The sequence below is a fragment of the Rhizobacter sp. P1_G5 genome, from assembly GCF_056405435.1.
Genome location: NZ_JBFUCB010000820.1, coordinates 1 through 2,190, shown reverse-complemented (window position 1 = coordinate 2,190; position 2,190 = coordinate 1). Strand labels below are relative to the sequence as shown.

At 70.4% G+C, this 2,190-nt stretch carries 4 protein-coding genes; all 4 read right to left on the bottom strand.

What is annotated here, in order from left to right; all coding sequences use genetic code 11:
- Positions 1-169: 169 nt before the first annotated feature.
- Positions 170-550, bottom strand: a complete 381-nt coding sequence (locus AC1D12_RS31500; RefSeq protein ID WP_052213088.1) for a roadblock/LC7 domain-containing protein — start codon at positions 548-550, stop codon at positions 170-172.
- A 2-nt stretch (positions 551-552) separates the two neighbouring features.
- On the bottom strand, positions 553-1,107 hold the full coding sequence (locus AC1D12_RS31495) for a GTP-binding protein (protein ID WP_477845116.1): 555 nt from the start codon (positions 1,105-1,107) through the stop codon (positions 553-555).
- The gene (locus AC1D12_RS31490) at positions 1,104-1,853 is read right to left on the bottom strand and encodes a hypothetical protein (protein WP_477845115.1); all 750 of its coding nucleotides are present in this window, start codon (positions 1,851-1,853) and stop codon (positions 1,104-1,106) included. The genes AC1D12_RS31495 and AC1D12_RS31490 overlap by 4 nt, the downstream gene beginning before the upstream one ends.
- Positions 1,854-1,967: 114 nt before the next feature.
- Positions 1,968-2,190, bottom strand: a 223-nt coding sequence (locus AC1D12_RS31485; RefSeq protein WP_477845114.1) for a CrcB family protein, incomplete at its 5' end; no start/stop codon positions are given.

The following is a 2,190-nucleotide window of genomic DNA, read 5'->3' as shown; positions in this document are numbered from 1 at the left end:
CTGTCGTGCAGCCGCCAGTAGTCGACGGCGGCCTCCCAGGTGCGCTCGGCATCGGCAACGCGGCCGCTGGCCTGCCAGATCAGCCCGGTGGCCGGGTCGACCAGTGCGCATCCGACGATGCCGGGCTGCGCGGCCATCGCATCGAGCTCATCGGCCACGACGCGCGGGTTCATGCAGTCCCCATGCTGCGTTCGACGCCGTTCAGCGCGTTGAGCACCATGCCGAGCAGCGCGCTGGTGTCGGCCAGCAGCACGACCACCATCGGCTCGCCGCGCCACTGCACGCTGCGCATCACCAGCCGCCCGGCGCTCGAATCGACCACCATGCAATGCGGCTGGCCGATCGCGGCCTCGCGGCTGGCGGCGTCGCCGAGCGCCGCCATCGAGCTGACCATCGCGGCCAGCCGGCTGGCATCCAGCGGCAAGGCGCCGGCATGCGCCAGGTCGAAGCCGTCCGGCGTGGCCACCAGCACGGCGCGCGCGCCGCTCACGTCGGCCATCAAGGCTTCCGCCGCCAGTTGGGCATGGCGGGTCATCTCGTTTCGGTCCATCGTCATTCCTGTGTGGCCTCGACACCCAGGTCGACGCGCGCTTCGACCTGGGCCAGCACGACGTCGAGCAGCATCAGCACGTCGTCGCGCTCACGCACGTCGACGGCCAGCACCGGCACGACCAGCCCGCGCTCGCCGACGATGTCGCTGAACTCGTCGAGCGTCGGCAGCGGGCATTCGAGCGTGCGGCCGACGCCGATCACGGCGTTCATCGACGGCAGCAGCGTGCCGTAGGCATCGAGGTAGTCGACCAGGTCGCTCAGCGGATCGGGCCGCGAGTTGTCGATCAGGATCACCAGCGCCAGCGCGTCGGCGGCGAGGATCTGCCACATGAATTCGAAGCGCAGTTGCCCCGGCGTGCCGAACAGCCGCACCACCTGGCCGTCGCCCAGGTCGACCTGGCCGAAATCGAGACCCACGGTGGTGTGCGATTTCGCGAGCGAGGGATCGGTGTTGCGCACGTCGGTGGTGACCGGCGGCGTGTCGCTGAGTGCCGCGATCGCGGTGGTCTTGCCCGCACCGGGCGTGYCGGTGAAGACGATCTTGGGGTCCTTCATGTCGAGCCCTTGTTGCTGATGCCGAGCGTGCGGCGCAGGCGGGAGACCAGGCCCGCATCGGCCGCTGGCGCCACGCTACGCTCACCCGGCGCGCCGGCTGCGGCGGGCACCCCGCGCGACTGCGGCGCCACGCGGGCCGCGAGGCTCAGCAGGCCGGCATGGCCCATCGCGTCGACGAACCTCGCGCACTCGGCGCTGTCGACGTTGCACAGGCGGGCCAGTTCGTCGAGCGTCACCGGGCGCACCGACAGGAAGGTGGCCAGCCGCACACCGTAGCGGTGCGGCTGCAGCAGGCCGGCCGACGGCCAGCGGCTCAGCCGAAAGCTGCCGGTGGACCAGGGCTGGCGGCCGCCCGCGGTGGCCGGCACCATCGGGGCCGGGGCCGCGGAAGGCAACTTCGGCAGCAGCTTGTCTTCGACCGCCAGCAGCGCATCGACGAAGGCGTCGTACTGGAGCGGCCGGGTCAGCACCTGGTGGCCGTCGGCATGGGACGCTGGAAGGGAAGTGCCGGGCCCGTCGACCAGTTGCAGCTGGGAGACCGGGTCGTCGAGCAGGCCGGGGATGGTGGTGGGTTCGTCGCCGCCCAGCAGCAGCAGGTGGGCTTCGCCGGTGGTCGAGACCTGCCAGTCGCAGCGCAGCCGGCCCTGGGCCAGCCGCAGGAACACCTCGACCTTCAGCATGTCCTGCACGTTCACGGACTGCGCAAGCACGCTCAGCCGTCGCCGCACCGTCGTCGCTGCTGTCACTGGATCCACCTCTGCTGCTATTTGAGTCCACCGAAGGAAACAAATCGTAACCAGGCTTTGTCGTCAAATGATGCAGAACCCGTCTGCAAAGCAGCAGAGGTCGATCTGGCGGGATCAGGCGAGTGCGAGGCGCGCGAGCCGATATCCCAGGCCGGCGCAGGCCAGCGACCCCAGCACGTGGGCCAGCGTGTGGCCCGCCGCGAGCGCCCATTCGTCGCGCTGGATCAGCGCGAGCGATTCGCCGGAGAACGACGAGAAGGTCGTCAGCCCGCCGAGGAAGCCGGTCACCGCCAGCAGCCGCAGCAGCTCGTTCGGGCTGCGCTGGAACCAGTACAGC